The following is a 24,655-nucleotide window of genomic DNA, read 5'->3' as shown; positions in this document are numbered from 1 at the left end:
AAACATAAGGATTTTAGTGTCAAAAAACATAAGTAACTTATCTGGAAGAATTGGTCTTAAAGACAATCTTTTTCAAAAAATTTCTGAAAATTCTCTAAGTAAATCACCTAAAGACATTAAAGAAATAGCTAAAGAATATAATTTAGGGGTTTCAACACTTCATGGTGCAGAGAGTTTTTACGAATTTCTAAGACCTTCTCATCGCGAGAAAAAAGCTTTTGTTTGTAATGGGAGTGCGTGCATGTGTGCTGGTACTCAAGACAAGTTAAAAGAAACTTTAAAATCAAAATTAGGTGATGATAAAGTTGGAGAAATGTTTTGTCTTGGACATTGCTATGAAAATAAAGCGTTTCATTACGATGGTGAAAATTATGCTGGTAATGATATTGAGAAAATTGATCAGATCATAAAGGGTGAAAAGATAGATCAAGATAAATATTTTTCGAAAAGTTTTGCATCAACAAGTTTTTTAATGGATGATAAATTATCAACGATTGAAAAGTTTAAAGATCAATTAAATTTAATCCTAAACAAAGATAAAAAAGAAATAATTCAAAGTTTATTAGATTCTAATTTAACAGGTAGAGGTGGTGCAGGATTTCCAACAGGAATGAAATGGGATTTTTGTAGTAAAGCACCTGGAGATAAAAAATATGTAATTTGTAATGCAGATGAAGGAGACAGTGGTGCTTTTTCTGATCGTTATTTATTAGAAGACCAACCATTAAAAGTTATTTTTGGAATGGTCGTCTGTGGTTATGTCATTGGAAGTAATGAGGGAGTTTTATATATTAGAGGTGAATATCCAAAATCAATTGAAGCAATAAATGGATCTATCAATTTACTAAAACAAGAAGGATTGCTTGGAGAAAATATTTTAGGAACTAATTTTAAATTTGATTTAAATATTTGTATTGGACAAGGTGCTTATATCTGTGGTGAGGAAACTGCACTTATTGCATCGATTGAAGGAAGAAGAGCTGAAGTAGATGTAAGACCTCCATTTCCAGTTACTGAAGGATTATATAAAAAACCAACCGTTGTAAATAATGTAGAAACATTAGCAGCAGCTTCTGGAATACTTTTAAATGGTGCAGAAAAATTTGCTGCAATAGGTAATAAAAAATCTGCTGGAACTAAATTAGTTTGTCTAGACAGTTTTTTTAATAATCCTGGTATTTATGAAATTGAAATGGGCACACCGATGAAAAAAATATTTGAAGAAATTGGTGGGGGTTACAAAGAGCCTGTTAAAGCTTTTCAAATCGGAGGTCCACTTGGAGGTGTTGTTCCTTTAAGTGAAATAGAAAATTTGAATTTAGATTTCCAAGAGTTCACTGCTAAAGGATTTATGTTAGGTCATGCAAGTGTTGTTAGTATTCCAAAAGATTTTCCAATGACTGAATATATTCATCATTTATTTGAATTTAGTGCTGAAGAGTCTTGTGGAAAATGTTTTCCAGGTAGACTTGGATCTTATCGAGGTAAAGAGATGTTCGATCAATTCAAAAGTAAAACAGCTAAAATCCCTCTTAAACTTTTAAATGAGTTATTGGTTACAATGCAAAAAGGCTGTTTATGTGCACTTTGTGGAGCAATCCCTACGCCAATTATGAACATTCTTAAATACTTTGGTGACGAAATGAAAAATGATATGGTTAAAGACAATTAATGAGCTCAGAGAAAAGAAAAATTGCATATATTGATGGAAAACCCTACGAAATTGGGGCTAATCACACATCAATATTAAAGTTCGTTAAAAGTTATGTTGGAGAAAAAAAAGTACCAACATTATGTGATGATCCAAACTTAGCTCCTTATGGTGCTTGTAGAGTTTGCTCAGTTGAAGTGGCACTTGAAAAAGATGGTCCTACAAAAGTTGTTGCTTCATGTCATACACCTGTTGCTGAAAACCAACATATCTTTACGACTAATGAAAATTTACATTCACTTAGAAAAAATATTGTAGAATTAGTTTTAACAGATCACCCAATGGAGTGTGATACTTGCGAAGTAAATAATAACTGTGAATTACAAACTGTTGCTAATGATTTAGGAATAAAAGATCATAGATACAACAGTCCTAAACAACATAAAGGAATTCCAAGAGATACTTCTCATGATTATATGAGAATGAATCTTGATAACTGTATTAATTGTGGAAGATGTGTAAGAGCGTGTGATGAAATTCAAGGTTCATTTGTGCTTACTATGTCTGGTAGAGGATTTGAAAGTAGAATTACTACAGATAATGACATGATGTTTGGTGACAGCTCATGTGTATCTTGCGGTGCATGTGCTCATACTTGTCCAACGGATGCAATATCAGATGTATACCAATCTAAATCTGCAGCGGTTGATAAAAAAGTTAGAACCACTTGTTCGTATTGTGGAGTTGGTTGTAATTTAGAGACATCAATTAAAGATGACAAAGTTGTTGCAATTGATACTCCAAAAGAAACAGAAGTAAATGCAGGGCACACTTGTATTAAAGGAAGATATGCATTTGGTTTTTATGATCATCCAGATCGATTAAAAACTCCTCTAATAAAAAGAAATGGAAAATTTGAAGAAGCTAGCTGGGATGAGGCTTATGATTTTATTAAAGATGAAATGCAAAGAATTACTAAGAACTATGGACCTGATGCATTTGCTGGTATTTCATCAGCTAGATGTACTAATGAAGAGAATTATATTTTTCAAAAAATGATTAGAGCTGTTGTTGGAACCAACAGTGTAGATTGTTGTGCAAGAATTTGTCACTCACCTACTGCTTGGGGTATGCAACAAACTTTTGGAACAGGTGCTGCAACAAACTCTACTGAAGATATTTATCATGCAGATTTATTTTTAGTTATTGGAGCAAATCCAACTAATGCACATCCTGTGACAGGTGCAAAAATTAAACAACAAGTCATGAAGGGTAAAAAATTAATTGTCCTTGATCCAATTACAACTGAATTAGCTAAGCTTGCTGATTACCATATCAAGTTAAGACCTGGAACGAATGTTGCAGTTCTTAATATGATGTTACATTTTATTATTAAATCAAAATTATATAATGAAGATTTTGTAAGAGATAGAACTGAAGGTTTTGATAATTTTATCAAAGAAATCGAAAGACAAGATGTTGATCAATTAGCTAAAGTTGCAGGAGTTGATAAACAATTAGTTAAAGAAGCTGCTATTGCATATGCAACTGCTAGAAATTCAATGGAGTTCCATGGCCTAGGAGTAACTGAGCATGAACAAGGATCAAAAACGGTAATGTTAATTGCTGACCTTGCAATGATTACTGGAAATATTGGTAGAAAAGGTGTTGGAGTAAATCCGCTTAGAGGACAAAATAATGTTCAAGGTGCTGCCGATATGGGTTGTCAACCACACCAAGGTGCTGGTTATTTTGAGGTAGCTGATGAGAAAAATCAACGATTTTACAGCGAAAAATATGGGGTAACACACCCAACAAAAGCTGGATTAAAGATCCCTCAAATGTTTGATGCTGCAATTAAGAAAGAATTAAAGGGACTTTGGATTATTGGTGAAGATATTGTTCAAACAGATCCAAATAGTTCTCACGTCATTGAAGCAATGAACTCATTAGAGTTACTAGTTGTTCAAGAAATATTTATGAGTGAAACAGCAAAACTTGCAACTGTTGTTTTGCCTGGAACAACTTTCTTAGAAAAAGATGGAACATTCACTAATACAGAGAGAAGAATTCAAAGAGTAAATAGAGCAGTGCCTCCACTCCCTGGAACAAAACCTGATGGAGTTATTGTTACTGATATGATGCAAAAGTTAGGTTTTGATCAAACAACTTATGATTCTGATAAAATGTTAGCTGAGATCGCTGATGTAGTTCCATTCTTTAAAGGAGTTACAAGAGAAAGATTGGGAAAATTTGGTTTACAGTGGCCAGTTAAAGAAGATGGAACTGATACTCAAATTTTACATACTGAAACTTTTAAACTTGGAAAAGGTAGACTGAAAAATTTTGATTGGAAAGAGTCTACAGAAGTTGAAACCAATAAAAAAGAATACCCATTAATTTTAACAACCAGTAGAGTATTACAACATTACAATGCTGCGACAATGACAAGAAGAACAAGTAATATTAATATTGTAAATGAAGATTTATTATTAGTTCATCCTAAAGATGCAGCTGCTAGAGATTTAAATACAGGCGATATTGGAAGATTATATTCTGGCAGAGGCGAAGTTGCCTTAAAAGTTGAGGTTACAGATAAAGTCAAAGAAGGAATTGTATTTACTACATTCCATTTCCCTGAGCATATGGTCAATATGGTTACTGGTCATGGAAAAGATGAAGAAACAATGTGTGCTGAATACAAAGTTTCATCAGTTGAAGTACAAAAAATTTCCAATCAATTCAAAACAACAGTTGAGCCTAAAGATTATCAAGCTGAAGTTAAATAATTAAAATGACCGTAGGTTGGCATTTTGATAATACATACTCAAAGTTACCTAAGAGCTTTTTAGAAAATATCAAACCTGTTCCTGTTAAAAATCCAAAGTTAGTAATTTTAAATAAAAATTTAGCAGAGCAATTAAATTTAGATTTCTCAAAATTCTCAGAAAATAATTTAGCAAAAATTTTTGCTGGTAATGATTTACCAAATGGAAGTGAAACAATAGCACAAGCTTATGCAGGTCATCAATTTGGTCATTTTACAATGCTTGGCGATGGTAGAGCTGTCATGCTTGGAGAGCATTTAGATAAAGATCAAAAGCGTTATGATATTCAATTTAAAGGATCAGGCAGAACTTCGTTTTCAAGAAGTGGAGATGGCAGAGCTGTGCTTGGTCCTATGCTGAGAGAATATATAATTAGTGAAGCAATGCATGCACTTAATATTCCAACTACTAGAAGTCTTGCAGTAGTTTCAACTGGTGAAGAAGTTGTGAGAGAGCAAATGTTACCTGGTGCGATACTCACAAGGGTAGCCTCTAGTCATATACGAGTTGGCACTTTTCAATATATTGCAGCTACTCAAAATCCAGATGATCTAAAAACATTATTCAATTACACAATTGATCGTCATTATCCTGAGATTAAACAATCTGAGACAAAAGCATTAGATTTATTGAATTTATTGATGAAAAAACAATGTGAACTTGTGATCAATTGGATGCGGGTTGGCTTTATTCACGGTGTAATGAATACAGATAATATGACAGTTAGCGGTGAAACTATTGATTATGGCCCTTGTGCTTTCATGGATCAATATCACCCACAAACTGTATTCAGTTCAATCGATCAGCATGGAAGATATTCCTATAATAACCAACCTCGAATTACTAAATGGAATTTAGCAAGATTTGCAGAATGTATAATACCTTTAATTGATAAGGATGAGCAAAAAGCAATTTCAATTGCAACAGAAACGATAAACAATTTTGAAAAACTTTATGAAGAAAAATGGCTCAATATGATGAGGGATAAATTAGGATTATTTGGTGAGGATAAAGAAGATAAAAATTTAATCTTTGAGCTATTAACTTGGATGGAAAACAATAAGGCTGATTTTACCAATACATTTTGTAATTTAATGAAAATTCAATCCATTAAAGATCCTGTTTATCAAAATGAGGAATATTTAAATTGGAAAACTAAGTGGAAAAAAAGATTAGAGAAAAATAGTACTGACAAAGAAAAATACTTAGAACTTATGAGATCTGTTAATCCTATATTTATTCCAAGAAATCATAAAGTTGAAGAAGCTTTAAAAGATGGGAGTGAAGGTAATTTAGAAACACTTAATAAATTACTAGAGGTAATTAAAGATCCATATAAAGACAATAACATGTTAGAGGAATACCAAAAACCAATGCCTAGTGAAAATGGCAAATATCAAACTTTTTGTGGAACTTAATTACAATACGTAAGGCTCTGGCCTAGCCTTTTGCTCTAATACTCTTTCAACAGCAAACACACTTACATCTATAGTTTGATAAGAACCTGTGGTGATTAATTCTGTTAAAGCTCTACCTATACCTGGCGCTTGTTGCAAACCTCTACCGGTAAACCCTGAAGCCATATAAACATTTTCATATTTAGGATGCTTTCCAACGATAGCATTACTATCTAATTTATTGTGATCATAAAAACCAGCCCACGCTCCTGTTAACTTTAATTCTTCAAATGCGGGTATTCTTTTTGCTAAAGCAGGCCAGACAATTTCTTCAAAGTCATCCCATGCTGGTTCAAGATTTGAATCATCGAATGTCCATTTAGGGGATCCTGCTAAATATTCTTTTCCTTCAGGTCTCCAATAAACTCCAGTTGTTAAATCAGCAGACAAAGGCATCTCTTTAATGTGTGTTGGGCACTTAACTCTAAAGACAGTATGCTTTTGAGGAACAACCGGTATATCTTCTAATAATTTTTTAGTCCAACAACCTGCTGCTGAGACAATTGTTTTTGCATTAATTTCAGAAATGTCTTTTACTTCACCTTTGATAAATTCTGCTCCAAGTTCAATAGCTTTACTTTTTAAAGCGCTATGAAATAAAAAAGGATCAATCCAACCTTCACTTTTATCATCAGTATAAGTAGCGGTTTCAATGCCTTCAGAGTTTATGTAAGGAAAAATTTTTGAAAGCTCTTCTCCTGAAATATTTTTTGTACCCGCATCACAGGCTTTATGATTTTCTAATGCTCTATATTGCTCTTCCGCATGTTCTTTACCAAACATCAATAAATATCCATTTGGCACCATGCTTGCAGTTGGATTTGGATTTTTTTCAGTTTTTAATAATTCAGGGATTTGAAAAATAAATTCTCTAGCAAATTTACCTAGTAATATATTTTCTTTTTGGAAAAACTGTCTTCTAAAACCTCCTAAAGACAATGGAAAAGAAGCAGTTTTATAAGTTGGATCTCGCTCTATGACTTTAACTTTTCTTCCTTCTTTAGATAGAAAATATGCAGTTGCTGCACCTATTATTCCACCACCAATTATAACAACGTCATCCATATTAATTTAATATTAGTATGCTTACATTCAAAATCAAAGCAAAGATGATCCATAGTAAATATGGCACCATTAAATAACTACTCATCTTTTTGACACGTCTAAATCTAACAATGAGAACTAAGATTAAAGAAATCAATATTAACAATACAATCAAAGCTAAAAATATATTGTGATAGACAAAAAAGACTATGCTCCAAGCTGAATTAAAAACTAAATGTATAAAATAGATACAGACTGTATTCATCTCTTTATTTTTTGAATGCCAATACGACCAAATTGCAATTGTCATCATTAAATAAAGGATAGTCCAAACTGGACCAAAGACCCAATCAGGTGGATTAAAAGAAGGTTTGATTAATGTTGAATACCAAGGTTCTTTAAAACTAACTGTAGCTAACCCCCCAATTAATGAGGCACTGAAAGTGATAATAAAAAATAAAATAAAAGTTAAATATTTATTTCTGAGCATGTTAAGAATATATACAAAAAATTATGAATAAAAAAACTATTTGGATCACAGGTGGAAGTACTGGAATAGGTAAAGCCTTAGCAATCAAATTTGCAAATAAGGGTTGGAATGTTGCTGTTTCAGCTAGAAGAGAAGAATTATTAAATGAACTATCTAATCAATACGAAAATATTTCTGCTTTTCCATTAGATGTCACTGATAAACAAAAGTGTGCAGAGGTTTTTGAACAAATAAAAAATAAATATCAAGATATTGATATTTGTTTTTTTTCTACAGGAACTTGGAACCCTAAAAAAGAAAAAGAAATTGATGTAGAGCAAATAGAAGATGTGTTTAAAATTAATTTCTTTGGAACAGTTAATACTATAAAAGCAGTAGAGCAATATTTTAGAGATAGAAAAAAAGGTACAATAACAATTGTATCTTCAATAGCAGGTTATAGGGGTTTACCTAACTCAACCGGCTATGGTCCTTCAAAATCAGCATTAAATAATTTAGCTGAAAGTTTGTATTTTGATTTTAAAAGATTTGGTGTTCGTATTTGCTTAGTCTCTCCAGGATTTATTAAAACTCCAATGACTGATAAAAATGATTTTAAAATGCCATTTATTAAAACTACTGATTATGCTGCAGATAAAATTTATGATGGTTTAATTAATAAAAATGTTTTTGAAATACATTTTCCAAAATCATTAACTGTTATATTGAAAATATTAAGTTTCTTGCCAAGTAAACTTTATTTTAGTTTAGTGGGTCAAATGACCAAACATCAAAAGAAATAATTAATCTTTTACAAAAACAACAGTAAGCTCTGCAACTTTAAACCCAAACTTAGTCATGGTTGCTCTATTAATTGCAACTCTTTCATCTTGTTTAAAAATCCAGTCATCAAAAGTAATTTTCAACTCTTTACCTTTAACTGGTACTAATAAAACATATTCAAATTTAAAAGCAGGACCATATGAGTAACCAATTGCTTTTCCAACAACGTCGCCTGCGGTTCCCTCATAGTTATTTTCGTCAATTTTGTTTATAGTCCATTCACGATTTTGTACTTCACCATCGTCCCAATTAAATTTTTCTTTCAAAATTAATTGTTTGCCGTCCCAAGTTCCATCTAAATCGGCTGAAAACTGACGAGTTACTTTACCCGATCTGTTCTGTAAAACGCCCCAAGCTTTTACGTTACCTGATAAATACTCTTCAATAATTAATCTTGGCTCTTTATTTTTAAAATCTTCTGGTTTCATAGCACTATTGTTTGAACAGCTTGTAATTAAGAATCCTAATATTATCAATAAAATAGATCTCATTGTTTTTATAATCATTATTGTTCCTTTTATTTATTTTGTAATGAGAATTGAATCAAATCTATATTCCTCGATTTAAAACCAGCCTCACAATACGAGAGATAAAATTCCCACATTCTTTTAAAAGTATTATCAAATCCTTGTTCTTTTATTTGTTCCCATTTTTCATTGAATTTATCTCTCCAGATAGCAAGAGTGTTAGAATAATCCTCAGCATAAGAGTTATAACCATTAAAAAATAAACCATTATCAGAAGCGTATTTTTCTAAACTGTTTTTGGAAGGTAAAAATCCACCCGGAAAAATATACTTTTGAATGAAATCTTGTTTATTTTTATACCTTTCGTAGATGCTATCATCAATTGTGATTGCCTGAATAGCGGCTTTACCACCATCTGATAAATTCTGTTTTATAGTATTAAAATAGCTTTGAAGATAGTTTTGTCCGACAGCCTCAATCATTTCAATTGATGCAACTGAATTATATTTTCCTTTAAGGTCTCTATAATCTTTAATCTCAATATTAACTTTTTCATTTAAACCACATTTTTGAATTCTCTCTTTTGCATATTCAAATTGCTTTTTTGAGATAGTGATGCAGTCTAATTTAACATCATAATTTTTACCTAAATATTCTGCAAAACCACCCCAGCCACAACCAATTTCTAAAACCTTATCTCCATGATTGGGTCTCATTAAATCTATTAATTTTTGATATTTATTATTTTGTGCTGAAGATAAATCTTTATTTTGTTCATCAAAGATAGCACTCGAATAAGTAAGAGTTTTATCTAACCATAAAGAAAAGAACTCATTTCCAAGATCATAATGTTTAGCGATATTTTCTTTACTTCGACTTTTTGTATTTTTAACAAACTTGTTCTTAATATAATTAAATAATGGAAAATCAAAAACACCTGAAAATTTGTGAACTGTTTTAATATTTCTTGCTGTTAACTCAATTAAATTAGAAAGATTAGATGTTTCAAATTCATCACGCATATAACATTCAGCAAATGCAATACTTCCACCTTTTATTAAATTATAATTAAATGCTGGATTTTTAATTGTCATATCAGCTTTTAATTTTGATTGAGTGTCACCAAAATTTAATAAATTATTTTTAGCTGTTTTAATTTCCAAATGACCATAATCAATATTTTTTAATAATGAAAAAACAATTCTGTCTGAAATATTATTTAAGATCATTAATTTTCTATCGTTATATTGTTTCTTATTTTTATCTTTTTTTTGATAAATTTAATTCCTTTTATCCACAAATTAAAGGCTTCATAATGTATCGCTATAATTATCTTAAATGTCATAATGGGATGTTTTAAGTATGATTTTAATAGTTCTTTAGAATTAAAGTCTATTCTTTCACCATCTTGAGATGCATAAAGAATTTTATCTTGGTCTTGATATTGATCAATAACTACTGAAATCTTTTCACCTGGTTTTAATAATCTAAAAAAATAACTACAATTCATTTCAATAAAAGGTGAGACATGAAATTTTTTACTACAATTATGTTGTAGAAGTTTTTGATCATCTTTAACTTTAAATACATAGGTATGTTGTTCACCAAAAGTATTTTTAACTTCATATAAAATTGCAATGATATTTTCATTTTTATCATAGATATAAAAAACACTCAGTGGGTTAAAAACATATCCAAAAATTCTTGGATAACACAAAAGTTTAATCTTTATATTGTCAGTATTAATTTCATAGTTCTGTAATTGTTTAGTGACCCAGCCTATTAAAGACGAACCATCTCTATCCCCATGATCTTTTTCAAAAAAACTAATAAGATTAAATTTATTTAATGAAAAAAAACTGATCTCTTTATCTAGAGTTTCTAGTTCTGATAAATCTATAAATAACGAAAAGACACTATATTTAAATGAGTGGACTTTAGGTTTAAAACGCTTGTGTATTACTTTGCCGTTATAAATAGCTGAATTAATCATTAATGGTTTTGAGCATTTCTATTGAAGATTTTATGCCATCTTCATGAAATCCGTAACCAAAATAACTACCGGCAAATAAAGTGTTATTAATATTTTGAATATCTTTTAGTTTTGATTGATTATTCAAGGCTTTTTCATCGTAATATGGATGAGTGAATTCAATTTGATTGTATATTTTTGAGCTATCAATCTCAAAAAATGGATTAAGAGTTAAAAAGATATCTTTATCTATTTTTAAATTTTGTAATTGATTTAACCAGTAAGTTACTGAAGATTGTTTGTGATCTTTTGGATTAAGAGCTGAATTCCACGAACACCATGCTTTTTTATTTAATGGCATTACAGATTGATCAGAATGAATAATGGCAGTGTTACTTTTATAATTAAAATTACTTAAAATATCTTTTTCTAAATCAGTTGCGTCATTTAAAATATCCAATGTATCATCTGCATGAGTTGCAAGAACTACTTTGTCATAAACAAAAAACTCATTTTCTGAACCATAATAAACTTTAACACTATTGTTGCCTCTAGTGATTTTATTAATCCCATAATTCATGTAGTACTCACCATTAATTTTAGATAAAATTTTATCTACATAAGTTTTACTTCTATTGGTTACGGTGTACCACTGAGGTCGATCTTTCAACTTAAACAATCCATGATTTTTAAAAAAACTTAAAAAAAAGCTTAATGGCATTTGTGATGCCTCATAAGGGGGCATTGACCAAATCGCAGATACCATTGGAATTATGTGATAGTTTATAAAATAATCTGAAATTTTAATTTGCTTTAAATATTCACCTAATGTCAGAGATTTATCTAATGAATTTGAATTTAGTTTTTCACAGTTTTTATAAAAATTTATAATTTCAAAAAACATTTTAACAAATTTTAGATTAAATAAGTTTTGTTTATTTGAAAAAATACCTCCTAAGCCTTTCCCACAATATTCAATATTAGTTCCTTTAACAGTAACTGAAAAAGACATATCGCTTTTTTCAATTTCAATATTATTTTCAGAAAAAAAGTTGATAAGGTTTGGATAGGTTTGTTTATTAAAAACCATAAAACCAATATCCACTGCAACTTTTTCTTTTTCAGAGTAATGAATATCTAAAGTATGTGAATGACCACCAAAGCGATCTTCTTTTTCAAAGAGATCAACCTTATGTTTTTTAGATAGATAATATGCAGAACTTAATCCAGAGATCCCTGATCCAACTACTGCAATTTTCATTTATAAAAATACCTTTATGCTGCGGTATCTTTATACTCATCTATGGATGGACATGTACAGAATAAATTTTTATCGCCATAAACATTGTCTACTCTTGCAACTGGTGGCCAATATTTAGTTGATTTCAAAATTTCTGTTGGATATGCCGCCTCTTCTCTTTCATATTTATGATCCCATTTATTTGCAGCCACTTCAACATGTGTATGAGGTGCATTTTTAATAGGGTTATCAATTTTATCGAATTGACCAGATTGAATTTTATCAATCTCGTTTTTAATTGTGATCAATGTATTACAAAAACGATTGATTTCATCTAAGTTTTCACTTTCGGTTGGTTCAATCATCATTGTACCAGCTACAGGCCAAGACATTGTTGGTGCATGAAAACCAAAATCTATTAGTCTTTTAGCTATATCTTCTTCTGTAACGCCAGTTTCAGACTTAATTTTTCTAATATCAATAATACATTCATGGGCAACGTTTCCGTTTTTCCCTTTATATAGAATTGGAAACGCATCCTTAAGCTTATGAGCTAGGTAATTTGCGTTTAATATCGCTACTTGTGAAGCTTTTTTAAGTCCTTCTGAGCCCATCATTTTAATATACATCCAAGAAATAGATAAAATACTTGAACTACCCCAAGGTGCAGCTGACACTGCTCCCATACCGGTAACAGGTCCACAATCTTTAATAACAGAATGTTTAGGCAGATATTTTTCTAAATGTCTTTTGCATGCAATTGGACCCATACCTGGTCCACCTCCACCATGTGGAATACAAAAAGTTTTATGCAAATTAATATGACAAACATCAGGACCGAATTTACCTGGTTTTGCAACACCTACTAAGGCGTTTAAGTTTGCACCATCCATATAAACTTGACCACCATTATTGTGTATCAATTCACATATTTCAGTAATTTTTTCTTCAAACACACCATGGGTAGAAGGATAAGTTACCATCAATGCAGCAAGGTTATCTTTGTGAGTTTCTGCTTTTTCTTTTAAGTCATCAATGTCAACATTTCCATGTTCATCACATTTAATAACCACAACCTTCATACCAACCATTTGTGCACTCGCTGGATTTGTACCATGCGCTGAACTTGGTATTAGACAAACATTTCTATTCGTTTCACCGTTTTGCTCGTGGTATTTTTTAATTACCATTAAACCAGCAAACTCACCTTGTGCACCAGCATTAGGTTGTAAAGATACACCAGAAAATCCAGTGACAGATCTTAACCAATTTTTTAAGTCTGTGAAAAGAGTTCTATATCCCTCCATTTGTTCAACAGGTGCAAATGGATGTGGTTCTGAAAATTCTCTCCAAGTAACTGGGATCATTTCAGCAACTGCATTTAGTTTCATAGTACATGACCCTAAAGCAATCATTGATCTATTTAGCGCAATGTCTGCGTCTTCTAATTTCTTTAAATACCTCAACATTTCCGTTTCTGAATGATAACTATTGAAAACAGGATGAGTTAAATAAGATGAAGATCTTAATAAATTTTTTGGTAAGTTAGATAAATTTTCATTCATCTTATCTTTAATTGTTTCTGAACAATTAAAGATCTTTAATAATTGATTTGCACGATAAACATTTTTTCTCTCATCAAATGCAACTGACAACATTTCAGAATTTACTTTTCTGATATTTACATTTTGAGCGAGTGCATTTTGATAAATTAATTCAGTTTTATCTAATGTTTTGATAGTAATTGTATCAAAGAAATGATCTGAATAAATTTCATAACCAGATTGTTTAATCTTATCAGCAAAGTTTTTTGCTAATTGAGATGTATTTTCTGCTATCTTTTTAATTCCTTCAGGTCCATGATAAACAGCATAAGCTGCAGATACAATTGCAAGCAAAGCTTGAGCTGTACAAATATTACTCGTCGCTTTGTCTCTTCTTATATGCTGTTCTCTTGTTTGAAGTGAAAGTCTGTAAGCTTTATTGCCATGTCTATCTACAGAGACACCGATAATTCTTCCAGGCATTGATCTTTTAAATTCATCTTTTGTTGCAAAGAAACCTGCATGAGGACCGCCATATCCCATTGGAATTCCAAATCTCTGTGAACTTCCAACGGCAATATCAGCTCCTAGCTCAGCTGGGGTTTTCAGTTTAGCTAAAGCTAATAAGTCACAAACTAGTACAGCTTTTCCATTATTTTTGTGAATTTTACTTATTGCTTCACTTGGGTCTTTAATATCCCCTAGTGTTCCTGGGTATTGTAAAATCCCACAAACAATATCTTCTTTTATTTCTGAATTTTCATCACCAACGATAACTGTTAGTCCTAATGGTTCTGCTCTTGTTTTAATCACATCAATAGTTTGTGGGTGACAATCTTTTGAAACAAAAACAGTATTAGAGTCGTTTTTACATAGTCTATAACTAAGTCCAACCGCCTCTGCAGCAGCTGTTCCTTCATCTAATAATGAAGCATTAGAAATATCCATGCCTGTAAAATCACAAATCATCTGCTGGAAATTTAACAACATTTCCAATCTACCTTGTGCAACCTCAGGCTGATATGGAGTATACGATGTATACCAACCTGGATTTTCTAAAATATTTCTTAAAATTACATATGGAGTGAAAGTTCCGTAGTAACCCATTCCAATAAAATTAGAGTAAATCTTATTTTTTTTTGAAATAGCTTTTAATTTTCTCAAAGCTTCATACTCAGAATTTGGTTCACCAATTTCTAGCTCCTCTTTCAATAAAATATTTTCAGGAACTGTTTTTGAAATCAAATCATCTAATGATTTAAAACCAAGTTCACTTAACATTTTATTTTGATCTTCCTCTGATGGACCAATGTGTCTTCTTATAAAATCTCTTTGAGAACTTTTAAGCATATTAATTACCACTTTCCTTTGCAAATTTATCGTACTCGTCTTTGTTCATTAAGGAGTCTAATTCTGCTTTATCTTTTATTTTTAATTTAAAAAACCATGCATCGTTTTCTGGATCTGAGTTTACTTTTCCAGGATCATCAACAATAGCTTGATTGTTTTCAACCACTTCTCCAGATACAGGTGTGTAAACATCACTTGCTGCTTTAGTAGACTCTACTACACCAGCATTGCCATCTTTTTCAACAGAGGAACCAACTTCAGGAAGTTCAACAAAAACAATATCACCTAACATTTCTGTTGCATGTTGAGTAATCCCGATAGTTGCAACATCTCCCTCTAATTTAATCCACTCATGTTCTTTTGAATATTTAACTTCACTCATTAGTTCACTCCTTTCACATAGCTTTTTTTATAAAATGGTAACCCACAAATATTTGCAGGATACTTTTTTCCCCTCACCTCTAGAAAAATTTTTGTATCTTTTTTTGAAAATTCTTTGTTAACGTAACCCATTGCAACTGGACCGTTAACACTTGGACCAAATGTACCGCTTGTAACTTCACCAACTAAATTATCCTCCTCATTAAAAATTTTTGTTTTTTCACGAGCAATAATTCTTCCTTCAGGTTTAATCCCAACTCTGATATTTTGAACTCCTTCATTAATTTGAGCTAGGATTTTTTCACTTCCTAAAAAGTTTTTGTCTTCAATTCTTTTTTTTGAGATTGCCCACTTTAAATTAGCTTCTATTGGTGTTTTATGAATATCTAATTCATGACCATATAAACATAACCCTGCTTCTAACCTAAGAGTGTCTCTTGCACCAAGTCCGATTAATTTTGCACCTTTTTCAATTAGATTATTAGTAAGTTGTTCTATTTTGCTATTATCTAATGAAATTTCAAATCCATCTTCACCTGTATAACCAGATCTTGTGATAAATGTCTTTGAACCTAAAAATTCAAACCAATTACCAGACATAAAAGATAAATCATTTACTCCAGGAATTAATTCTTCCAAAATTTTTGAGGATTGTGGTCCTTGAATAGCTATTAATGATTTTTCATCATCTAACACCATTTTATATTTACCACCTAAAGTTTTTTGCAAAATTTCAAAGTCAGTATCTTTACAAGCAGCATTAAGAATAATTATTACTCCACCCTCTATTTTAGTAACGATCAAATCATCATGAATGCCAGCATCTGCATTCATTAAAAAACTGTATTTTGAGTGGTTTACTTTTAAATTTTTTAAATCTATTGGAAAAATTTTCTCTAAATCTTCTAATAATTGATGGTCGCCATAAATATATAGTTGGCCCATATGAGATACATCGAAGATACCACAATGAGTTCGTGTAAACTTATGCTCTTCAACAATCCCTTCTTTATATTGAATTGGCATTTCATAACCTGCAAATTCAACGAACTTTGCGTTATGTTGTTGGTGAAGTTTATGAAGCGATGTTTTTTTTATATCCATATTAACTCAAAACACCCATCTGTATATTTGCCTGAGAGTTTTGCTCCTTCGGCGAGAACTTAATCTCTTTCCAGAGTTAATATGTTACGGTCCTTTTTGCCTGAGAGATTCCTGGGCGGTTGCTCCTTCGGCGCTACGGTAGTCTGTAGTCTCTCCCGTAAGAAAATATTCTATTAATATAGTAGTAATGTCAATTAGTATTAATCTGCTTTTTATCTGCAGTGTATAAATTGTAAAACTGCAATAATACTGCGAATATTACGATTGAACCTCCAATTAATACAATAAATGGTGGTTGCTCATTAACAAACAACCATGCCCATATTGGACCTAAAACAGCTTCAGTTAACATGATGATTCCAACCATAGCTGAGGGTGTTCTTTGAGCACCAATTGTAATTAAAATAAAACCAAACCCTAACTGAATAAAGCCTGCTAAAAATCCTAAGAAAATATCATGTCCAGAAATTAAAATTTTATCTGACATTAAAAATCCTATTAACAAAGCAAATATTCCTGCAATGAACTGAGATGGAACCATATCCACATTGGGATATTTTCTTACAACTAAAATTAACACTGCAAAAGAAATGGGCATTAAAAAAGCAGCTATATTCCCTGTCATCTGACCTGGTGACAAAGAACTACCTACCATTAGAAGAATACCTGAAATGGCTAAGATGATTGAAGCTAAAGTGATACTAGAAATTTTTTCTTTTAAAAAAAAATATCCAAAAATTGCTAAAAATATTGTTTGAGTTTGTATAATGAAATTAGCATTAGCAACTGTAGTATTATACATTGCAAAAACATAACCGCAAAAACCAAATGATAAAACAAATCCACCTAAAAATCCTGGGATACCCGAGTCGTAAAAAGATTTAAAAACTTTTTTCTTATAAGTAATTATTAGATAGAGACTTATTACTACTAAAAAAAATACTGTTCTCCAAAAAAGAATTTGCCATAAGGTTGCACCTTCAAAAGATTTAACAATCAATCCACCAAAACTTAAACTACACGCTCCTAAAAAGACAAGAAGTGGACCAGGTAGTTTTCTAATAATATTCATTATATTTGGCTTAATAAATTTTGGGTGTTCATTTCATACATCTTAAAAAGAGTTTCTGCATCTGATAATTCAATTTGCTGAAATTTTATATTTGATCCTGGTGGTATTTGTACTAGTCGATCATAATCCGCACTAATAATCACTCCAATTTTAGGATATCCTCCAATAGTTCCATGATCAGATAACATAATAATTGGATTTCCATCGCCAGGAACTTGAATTACACCTTTAATTAATCCCTCAGATTTAATATTAGAACTTTTTATGTTTTCTAATGTCATTCCTTCAAGTCTCATGCCCATACGGTCAGATAACTTTGATACCTTAAATTCTTTTTCAAAAAAATTTGAAATTGTAGTTTTAGAAAAGTAATCAAAATTAGTTCCTTTAATAACTCTAATCTTTTCTATTTTAGAATTAATGTAATTAATTTTTTTTTTGCCTAAATTATTATTTATTTCAGATATATTTATAATTTGATCAGCCTGTAATTTTTTTCCCTTATTTGCACCAATATTAGATTTGGTGTTAGTGGAACAACTTCCCCATTGATAATCCACATCAAATTCTCCAGAAATTGATAAGTAGCCATAAACAGATTTATTTGTAGATAATAGATCTAATTCATCTCCATCATGAATTTCGTATGTCTCATAACAATTTCCTTCAATCTCACCCTCTTTAGATTTTATCTTAAATGAAACATCACCAGTTATTGCAAAATTAATTTTTTCTCCAGAATATTTTAAAAGAGGTCCTTGTAGTGCAAATTCTAAAACTGGATTTGTTAAATTATTTCCAACAAGTTTGTTTGCTAATAAATAATTTCTATTATCCATAGCTCCACTTAAAGGTATTCCTAAATGATATAAATTTGCTCTACCTTTGTCTTGGAACGTAGTATTTATACCTGGTCTTATTACTTTAAAGCTATTCTTACTCATAATTTAGATAATCATCCTTGCTAATTCTTTTAAAAGTTACGGTGTCACCTTGATTAATTAAATTGGGCTCAACTTCTTTTGAACTATCAAAAATATTTAAAGGCGTATTGCCAATAATGTTCCAGCCACCTGGACTTTCAAACGTATAAATATTTGTAAATTGTTCAGTAATACCAATTGATCCTTTTGGTACCTTAACTCTTGGAGTTTCTAATCTTTTCGCTCTTAGGTTTTCATTTATATCACCCAAAAAAGGCATTCCAGCAATAAAACCTGTCATATAACAAAAATACTCATTTTTAAAAAACTTATCTAAAATTGTTTCTTTTTCTAAATTTAATTTTTTTTCAAGTTCAGACAAATCTAAAGAATATGGTTCATCACAACAAACAGGAATTTCTATTTTTTTTGTTGATGAACTCTCCTCATCGTCAATATGGATATTTTCTATAATATCTTTAAGCTCACGAAACTTAATTTGGTTTAAATCAAAAGAAATTATCAATTTATTATATGAGGGAGTAATATTGTTTATGCTTTTAATATTTAGTTTTCGAATTTTGTTATAATATTTAATTACATTTGAATTTATTTTTTTATTAACATCTTGTCCAAAGTCGCAATACAAAGCTGCGTCACCAAGATTTAATATATTTTTAATCATGTCATGTTATACTTAATCATCATTAATTATGGAAATTAATATAAATTGCGATTTAGGTGAAAAATCACCTCATCATTCTAATGAAAATGATCCTGAACTTCTGAAGATAGTTAACTCAGCAAATATAGCTTGTGGTTATCATGCGGGAGATGAAGAGACAATGAAAGAGGTTGTTAAAATTTCCAAAGAAAATGGGGTAAGTATTGGAGCTCATCCTTCTTTTAATGATCCGGATAATTTTGGACGAGAAAGAATGAACCTCAATTCAAATGAGATAAGAAAATTAATTATTGATCAATATGAAATTTTGCAAAAAATAGCTGATGGATTTCAAGAAAAAGTCACACACATCAAACCACATGGAGCATTAAATAATATGGCTTGTGAAGATATAGAATTATCAACAACACTTGCAAAAGTAATTCAAGAACTTAATAAAGATATAATTTATCTAGTTCCGACTGGGTCTAAAATGGAAATTGCAGCCAAAAAATTTAATATGAATATTGCATGTGAAATATTTGCAGATCGTAATTATGAAGAAGATGGGAATTTAGTTTCAAGAAAAAAACCCCATGCACTTATAACTGATCCTGAAGAGGCTAAAAAACATGTTTTAACTATGGTTCAAGAACAAGCTTTAAATTGTTTTAGTGGAAAAAAAATACCTTGTGAGATCGACTCTGTTTGTATACATGGAGATAATATAAGCTCTTTAGCTACAGCTAGATCAATTAAAGAAAACTTAAAAGAAAATGGTCTTGATTTAAAGTCATTAGCTAGTATGAGTAAATTTAATTAACCATGAAAAAAATTCTTATTGCTATTAGTTTTGTATTTTTAAGCTTCAATGCTTACGGAGCCGGCAGTTCATCAAGCGATAGCTCGAATACAGTTAAAAAAACTAATTATGAAAAAGCTGTTTCTTATATTGATAAAGCTAAAAAACTTGAATTAGATGGAAAACAAGAAAAAGCTGAAAAACAGTATAAAAAAGCACAAAAAATTTTAATTAAATTAAATGAAAGCAAACCAAATAATGCGGATACATTAAATTATTTGGGATTTACAACTAGAAAACTTGGAGATTTCAATTTGGGAGAAGAATATTATCTTCAAGGGTTGGCAATTGAACCAAAACATAATGGTATTAATGAATATTTGGGAGAACTTTACGTTGTAACTAATAGAATGGATCTTGCAAAAGAAAGATTAAATGTTTTAAAAGATTGTAATTGTGAAGAATTTCAAGAACTTAAAGAAATTATTGAAGGTACAAAAAAATCTAAATACTAATCACGCGCTCTAAAATTCCAACATATTGAATAATAAAAATTTTTATATAATATAAAAAAACCTTGTTCGAAGACTATTTCATACTATCACAAATAATTATCATTAACGTTATAATGTCTGCAGATAATGCAATCATTATTGGAATGATTGCCGCAAATTTTGCACCAAAACATAGATATCAAATTATTATGTGGGGACTTTTGGGTGCACTGGTCTTTAGGATCATTTTTGCAGTTTTCGCATCTTATTTGTTTGGATTTGCGTATGTTAAAATATTTGGGGGATTGCTTTTAGTTTGGATCGTTAATGATCTAAGAAGAGATTTATTTGAAACAAAAAAAATAAAATCTCCAACAAAAGTATCAAAAGAACCTTCATATATTCAAGGAGTATATAAAGTACTTTTTGCAGATTTAACCTTAAGTTTTGATAATGTTATCGCCGTAGCTGGTGCTGCAAAAAATAACATTAATCTTCTAATGTTTGGATTATTTCTATCTGTTGTATTAGTTGGAACTCTAGCAAGATTTTTTGCTAAACAAATTCAAAATTATAAATGGATTGGATATATTGGATTAATAGCTATTTTGGTTGTAGCCCTTCAACTAATAATTGGAGGATTAAATGATCTAGATATTATAACTATCAACGAAAGTTTCAAAAAATTCTTTTAGTTATTATTAGTAGATTTTTATGAGTACTAAACATTACTTTTTAGTTTTACTAATAATGGCTATTTTTGGAAGCGCCTATCCAGTTGGTAAGCTTATTCTAAATACTTCACTCCCACCAATGTTAATGGCATCTATTAGAATGGGAATTGTTTTTTTATGCCTAATTCCTTTTTGGAGGTTTAGAATTCCTGAAAGAAAATACTATATTCCTTTGTTAGGTTTTTCATTATCTATGGGTGCTGGTGTTTTTACTTTTATGAATTTGGCTCTTCAAAAAGCCTCTATTGTATCCCCTATTATTATTGGAGCCCAGCTTGCTGTTCCATTTGCAATAATTATAAGCTCAATTTTTATAAATGAAAAAATAAGTTTTAATAAATGGATGTTAGTAGTGATGGCATTTATTGGAATAATAATTATTGGTTATGACCCTAATCTTAAAGATGAAAAATTAGCATTACTTTATACCGCATTAATGTCTTTATGCTATGCGCTTGCACAAGTTTTTTCAAGACACCTTAAAGAACTCGGTGTTAAGCTAACTAATGCATTTATGGGTTTAGCAGGTTTTTTAACTTTAATAGTTATATCTGTGATATTTGAGGGAAATACTGCTTTTCATTTAAGTAATATAAATCTAACAACTTGGTTGTTAATTTTACATAGTGCAATAATAATTTCTTTAATAGCACATATATCTATGTTTTATCTTTACAAATTTTATACTGTTGGAAATGTAATGCCCTTTTATACATTGTTTCCAATTTTTGGTATATTGCAGACATTTTTGATTTTTAATGAAATTCCACCTTTATTAACATTTATAGGTGGTGCGATTGTTCTTTCATCCGTGTTTTTCTTGCAAAAAATAAGATAATTTTTCCATTGAATAATTTTGCTATTTGTCTTTAATTCACTTTTTTTAATTAATTAAAAACAATTACATAATAGAGGAAGTATAATGAAAAAAATATTAACAGCTGCCACTATTTTTGCTTTAAGCTTAGGAGCAAATGCAATGGCAGGTTCTCATAGTAAGACAATCAAAATGGGTATCATTTTGGGTTTTACTGGTCCTATTGAGTCTTTAACACCGGCAATGGCTGCTTCTGCAGAACTTGCTTTTAAAGAAGCGTCAGATTCAGGATCACTTTTAAATGGATCAAAAATTGAAACAGTAAGAGCAGATTCAACTTGTGTTGACTCAGCTGCTGCAACTGCTGCTGCCGAAGGAGTAATTTCTCAGGGAGTAGCTGCAATTATGGGAGCGGATTGTTCAGGTGTAACAGGTGCAATTGCTTCAAACGTTGCAGTACCAAATGGTGTGGTAATGATCTCACCATCAGCAACTTCACCAGGATTAACTACTTTAGATGATAATGGTTACTTTTTTAGAACTGCACCATCAGATGCAAGAGGTGGCCAAATTCTAGCTGATATAACTAAAGACAGAAGAGTAAAAAGTGTTGCAATAAGTTACACAAATAATGACTATGGTAAAGGTTTAGCTGATGTTTATGCAGCTGCAGTAAAAGCTCACGGTATCAAAGTAACAACTGTTGCTGCACACGAAGATGGTAAAGCTGACTATTCATCTGAAGTTGCAACTTTAGCTTCTGCAGGCGGTGATGCAGTTGCAGTTATTGGATATCTTGATCAAGGTGGAAAAGGTATAATTCAAGCATCATTAGACTCTGGTGCCTTTGATAAATTTATTTTATCAGATGGTATGATTGGTCAATCTTTAGTTGATGCATTTGGAAAAGATTTAAGAAAGTCTTTTGGATCAATGCCTGGTTCAACTGGAAAAGGTGCTGGTGTTTTCGCTGATGTTGCTAGTGCTGCTGGAATTGATAGTTCTGGCCCTTATACATCTGAGTCGTATGATGCAGCAGCATTAATTGTACTTGCTATGCAAGCAGGAAATTCTGCTGACAGAGCATCAATTGCAAAAAATGTAATGGATGTTGCTAATGCACCCGGTACAAAAATTTACCCAGGTGAGTTAAAAAAAGGTTTAGATTTATTAGCTCAAGGTAAAAAAATAGATTATGAAGGTGCTACTGGTGTAACTTTTACTGATGTTGGAGAGGCTCAAGGTTCATTCTTAGAACAAGAAGTAAAAGGCGGCAAATTTAAAACTAAAAAACAAAGATAATAAAATCTTTTAAGAAAACCCCAGTGCTATATAGTGCTGGGGTTTTTTTTTATTTAAAAAATATACTTATCAGCCATATACATCGTCCAAGCTATTGCAGCACCAAGAATAATATATTTCATAACTAAGATTATTTTATTTCAATTTTTTCAGGTAGTATACCTTTTGGTCTATATCTCATAATTAATAGCAGACCTATTCCCATTAATAAGAATCTAAAATAAGGAACACTTTCAATTAGATGAATTCTAAATGCATTTCCATCATCTAAACCTGATGTAAATAAATTTATTAAATATAAAGAAATTGGAGCAGCTTCAATCCATAAAAACCATACTGCAAAACCACCTAAAACAGCTCCAAAATTATTTCCACTTCCGCCTACAATAACCATAACCCAAATTAAGAATGTGTATCTCATCGGTTGGTAGCTACCCGGCGTAAATAATCCATCTTGAGTGACTAACATTGCTCCAGCTATTCCCACAATTGCAGATCCTAATATGAAAATAAATAAATGATGTTTAACTACATTTTTACCCATAGCATTTGCTGCTTCTTCATTATCTCTTATAGCTCTCATCATTCTTCCCCACGGTGAGTACAATGCTTTTTGAGTAAATATTAACAATAAAATAACAATAATTAAAAATAAGCCTGAATAACAAAGTTTTACAAATACAGATGACCCTTCGATAACTAATTGATTAACAGCTTGTTGTCTTTCAGTTAGATCAGAAATTAGATTTAATTTTCCATAATTAAATTTTTCAACTAAATTTATAAACCATTCTTTTGCTTGAAGATCCACTTCATAGGGTGCAGGCCTTTTAAGACCAATTACATTTTTTACACCTCTAGTTAACCAATCTTCATGCTTAATTATTGCTATTACTATTTCTGAAATCAATAATGTGGCAATTGCTAAATAATCAGCTCTTAAACCAAGCGCTACTTTACCAACAATAAAAGCAAGTCCACCTGCAAAAATTGCTCCAACTATCCAAGAAAAGATTATTGGCAAACCAAAACCACCTAGAAAACCAGTTGATGCAGGATTTGTTGCCTCAATGGCTTCAATTCCAGGAGCTGCAGTCACTCTTATTGCTATAATTCCACCAACTATTATTCCAATAATTGAATATGTTCTAATTTGACTTTTTTCATAATTTTTTAAAATAAATCTTATGACTAATATCATCACAATAATTAGCCATAGACACATTAGAATATCAAAACCACCTGCACGCCAAGCTTCTTGAACTGGATCAACGGAGATTAAAACTGCAGCAAGACCTCCAAGTGCTGTATAACCCATTATTCCAAAGTTTATGAGACCAGCATAACCCCACTGCATGTTTGCACCTATAGTCATTACTGCTGATATTAGACATAAATTAAATATTGATAATGCAACGTTCCAAGATTGAAAAAAGCCAACTAAAATTATTAAGCCCATCATGATTGCATAGGCATAAATAACATTCAAATTTTTCA

Annotated in this window: 22 protein-coding genes and 1 riboswitch; of the genes, 9 read left to right on the top strand and 13 right to left on the bottom strand. The window is 30.8% G+C overall.

Annotation, left to right across the window (positions count from 1 at the left end):
* The first annotated feature begins 16 nt into the window (after positions 1-16).
* The 3 genes from ACTTAU_RS06925 to ACTTAU_RS06915 are packed head-to-tail and all read left to right on the top strand — an operon-like array spanning position 17 to position 5,897.
* Complete coding sequence (locus tag ACTTAU_RS06925) at positions 17-1,672, top strand: NADH-ubiquinone oxidoreductase-F iron-sulfur binding region domain-containing protein (RefSeq protein ID WP_438304218.1); 1,656 nt, start codon at positions 17-19, stop codon at positions 1,670-1,672.
* On the top strand, positions 1,672-4,440 hold the full coding sequence (fdhF, locus tag ACTTAU_RS06920; protein ID WP_438304220.1) for a formate dehydrogenase subunit alpha: 2,769 nt from the start codon (positions 1,672-1,674) through the stop codon (positions 4,438-4,440). The genes ACTTAU_RS06925 and fdhF overlap by 1 nt, the downstream gene beginning before the upstream one ends.
* 5 nt (positions 4,441-4,445) lie before the next feature.
* Positions 4,446-5,897 (top strand): protein adenylyltransferase SelO, encoded by a 1,452-nt coding sequence (locus ACTTAU_RS06915; protein WP_438304221.1) that lies wholly within the window; start codon positions 4,446-4,448, stop codon positions 5,895-5,897.
* Here the strand turns inward: ACTTAU_RS06915 and ACTTAU_RS06910 are convergent, their stop codons facing one another.
* Together ACTTAU_RS06910 and ACTTAU_RS06905 are read right to left on the bottom strand one after the other, a co-directional pair.
* Positions 5,898-7,001, bottom strand: a complete 1,104-nt coding sequence (locus ACTTAU_RS06910; protein WP_085113931.1) for an NAD(P)/FAD-dependent oxidoreductase — start codon at positions 6,999-7,001, stop codon at positions 5,898-5,900. It abuts the gene before it with no gap.
* A 1-nt stretch (position 7,002) separates the two neighbouring features.
* Positions 7,003-7,470 carry a TspO/MBR family protein gene (locus tag ACTTAU_RS06905; RefSeq protein WP_438304224.1) on the bottom strand — a complete coding sequence of 156 codons (468 nt, stop codon included), beginning with the start codon at positions 7,468-7,470 and terminating at the stop codon, positions 7,003-7,005.
* A gap of 23 nt (positions 7,471-7,493) precedes the next feature.
* Between ACTTAU_RS06905 and ACTTAU_RS06900 the strand changes: the two genes are divergently transcribed.
* Positions 7,494-8,252, top strand: a complete 759-nt coding sequence (locus ACTTAU_RS06900; RefSeq protein WP_438304225.1) for an SDR family NAD(P)-dependent oxidoreductase — start codon at positions 7,494-7,496, stop codon at positions 8,250-8,252.
* On the opposite strand, the gene ACTTAU_RS06895 is transcribed toward ACTTAU_RS06900, so the two are convergent.
* From ACTTAU_RS06895 to ACTTAU_RS06850, 10 genes are all read right to left on the bottom strand, one after another.
* A complete protein-coding gene (locus ACTTAU_RS06895; protein WP_438304227.1) occupies positions 8,253-8,798 on the bottom strand; it encodes a DUF3833 domain-containing protein in 546 nt (181 codons plus the stop codon).
* 11 nt (positions 8,799-8,809) lie between these two features.
* Entirely contained in the window at positions 8,810-9,988 is a 1,179-nt protein-coding gene (locus tag ACTTAU_RS06890) for an SAM-dependent methyltransferase (RefSeq protein WP_085113927.1), read from the bottom strand.
* On the bottom strand, positions 9,988-10,752 hold the full coding sequence (locus ACTTAU_RS06885) for a DUF1365 domain-containing protein (RefSeq protein WP_438304229.1): 765 nt from the start codon (positions 10,750-10,752) through the stop codon (positions 9,988-9,990). Before ACTTAU_RS06885 ends, ACTTAU_RS06890 begins: the two co-directional genes overlap by 1 nt.
* Complete coding sequence (locus tag ACTTAU_RS06880) at positions 10,745-11,992, bottom strand: NAD(P)/FAD-dependent oxidoreductase (protein WP_438304230.1); 1,248 nt, start codon at positions 11,990-11,992, stop codon at positions 10,745-10,747. Before ACTTAU_RS06880 ends, ACTTAU_RS06885 begins: the two co-directional genes overlap by 8 nt.
* A gap of 14 nt (positions 11,993-12,006) precedes the next feature.
* Entirely contained in the window at positions 12,007-14,865 is a 2,859-nt protein-coding gene (gene gcvP, locus ACTTAU_RS06875; RefSeq protein WP_438304231.1) for an aminomethyl-transferring glycine dehydrogenase, read from the bottom strand.
* Position 14,866: 1 nt separating this feature from the next.
* Positions 14,867-15,247: a glycine cleavage system protein GcvH gene (gene gcvH, locus ACTTAU_RS06870; protein WP_438304232.1), complete on the bottom strand. Its 381-nt coding sequence runs from the start codon at positions 15,245-15,247 to the stop codon at positions 14,867-14,869.
* The gene (gene gcvT / locus ACTTAU_RS06865) at positions 15,247-16,350 is read right to left on the bottom strand and encodes a glycine cleavage system aminomethyltransferase GcvT (protein WP_438304234.1); all 1,104 of its coding nucleotides are present in this window, start codon (positions 16,348-16,350) and stop codon (positions 15,247-15,249) included. Before gcvT ends, gcvH begins: the two co-directional genes overlap by 1 nt.
* 77 nt (positions 16,351-16,427) lie before the next feature.
* Positions 16,428-16,518: riboswitch (glycine riboswitch) on the bottom strand.
* Between the two features lie 22 nt (positions 16,519-16,540).
* The gene (locus ACTTAU_RS06860) at positions 16,541-17,422 is read right to left on the bottom strand and encodes a DMT family transporter (protein WP_438304236.1); all 882 of its coding nucleotides are present in this window, start codon (positions 17,420-17,422) and stop codon (positions 16,541-16,543) included.
* Entirely contained in the window at positions 17,422-18,366 is a 945-nt protein-coding gene (locus ACTTAU_RS06855; RefSeq protein WP_438304237.1) for a biotin-dependent carboxyltransferase family protein, read from the bottom strand. Before ACTTAU_RS06855 ends, ACTTAU_RS06860 begins: the two co-directional genes overlap by 1 nt.
* Complete coding sequence (locus tag ACTTAU_RS06850) at positions 18,359-19,030, bottom strand: 5-oxoprolinase subunit B family protein (RefSeq protein ID WP_438304238.1); 672 nt, start codon at positions 19,028-19,030, stop codon at positions 18,359-18,361. The genes ACTTAU_RS06855 and ACTTAU_RS06850 overlap by 8 nt, the downstream gene beginning before the upstream one ends.
* Before the next feature lie 28 nt (positions 19,031-19,058).
* Here ACTTAU_RS06850 and ACTTAU_RS06845 point away from each other — a divergent pair, with 28 nt between their 5' ends.
* The 5 genes from ACTTAU_RS06845 (at position 19,059) to ACTTAU_RS06825 (ending at position 23,158) form a co-directional block, all read left to right on the top strand.
* Positions 19,059-19,832 carry a 5-oxoprolinase subunit PxpA gene (locus ACTTAU_RS06845; protein WP_438304239.1) on the top strand — a complete coding sequence of 258 codons (774 nt, stop codon included), beginning with the start codon at positions 19,059-19,061 and terminating at the stop codon, positions 19,830-19,832.
* Positions 19,833-19,834: 2 nt separating this feature from the next.
* Positions 19,835-20,326 carry a tetratricopeptide repeat protein gene (locus ACTTAU_RS06840; RefSeq protein ID WP_438304240.1) on the top strand — a complete coding sequence of 164 codons (492 nt, stop codon included), beginning with the start codon at positions 19,835-19,837 and terminating at the stop codon, positions 20,324-20,326.
* Positions 20,327-20,388: 62 nt separating this feature from the next.
* Positions 20,389-21,000, top strand: coding sequence for a YjbE family putative metal transport protein (locus ACTTAU_RS06835; protein WP_438304241.1), 612 nt, complete (start codon positions 20,389-20,391; stop codon positions 20,998-21,000).
* 19 nt (positions 21,001-21,019) lie between these two features.
* Complete coding sequence (locus ACTTAU_RS06830) at positions 21,020-21,877, top strand: DMT family transporter (protein ID WP_438304242.1); 858 nt, start codon at positions 21,020-21,022, stop codon at positions 21,875-21,877.
* A gap of 84 nt (positions 21,878-21,961) precedes the next feature.
* Positions 21,962-23,158 carry an ABC transporter substrate-binding protein gene (locus ACTTAU_RS06825; protein WP_438304244.1) on the top strand — a complete coding sequence of 399 codons (1,197 nt, stop codon included), beginning with the start codon at positions 21,962-21,964 and terminating at the stop codon, positions 23,156-23,158.
* A gap of 130 nt (positions 23,159-23,288) precedes the next feature.
* Here ACTTAU_RS06825 and ACTTAU_RS06820 read toward each other — a convergent pair whose 3' ends face one another.
* A complete protein-coding gene (locus ACTTAU_RS06820; RefSeq protein ID WP_438306230.1) occupies positions 23,289-24,620 on the bottom strand; it encodes a branched-chain amino acid ABC transporter permease in 1,332 nt (443 codons plus the stop codon).
* Positions 24,621-24,655 lie beyond the last annotated feature (35 nt).

This window comes from Candidatus Pelagibacter sp. HIMB1505, assembly GCF_052047915.1.
GTDB classification, from domain to species: Bacteria; Pseudomonadota; Alphaproteobacteria; order Pelagibacterales; family Pelagibacteraceae; genus Pelagibacter; species Pelagibacter communis_A.
The sequence above is the reverse complement of the archived record's forward strand: the minus strand, read 5'-3'. Positions and strand labels throughout refer to the sequence as shown.